The following is a 228-nucleotide window of genomic DNA, read 5'->3' as shown; positions in this document are numbered from 1 at the left end:
CGACGAGCCGTCGCAGCATCCGCCGGACTGATGGAACATCAGCGGACCGTGCTGCGCGCTGAGCTCGCGCACGAGGGATGCCGCGGCATCCGTCACGTCCACCCGCTGGTACGTGCCGATGGTGACCATGTCCGTGCCTTTCGAGGTCGGTCGTTGAGCGAGCGGAGCGAGACGAAACGCCCCGCTCGCTCAGCGGCCCATCGGATCGAGCTCAGAAGAAGCCCATCG

Annotated in this window: 1 protein-coding gene; it reads right to left on the bottom strand. The window is 67.1% G+C overall.

Annotated elements, in window-relative coordinates; all coding sequences use genetic code 11:
* The coding region (locus SB660_RS24420; RefSeq protein ID WP_410585252.1) for a DUF779 domain-containing protein at positions 1–129 on the bottom strand (129 nt) is incomplete at its 3' end.
* Between the last annotated feature and the right edge of the window lie 99 nt (positions 130–228).

Origin of the sequence: Bacillus sp. SIMBA_005 (assembly GCF_046535585.1) — a bacterium.
Lineage (GTDB): Bacteria > Bacillota > Bacilli > Bacillales > Bacillaceae > Bacillus > Bacillus pumilus.
This window is presented reverse-complemented; position numbering and strand designations above follow the sequence as displayed.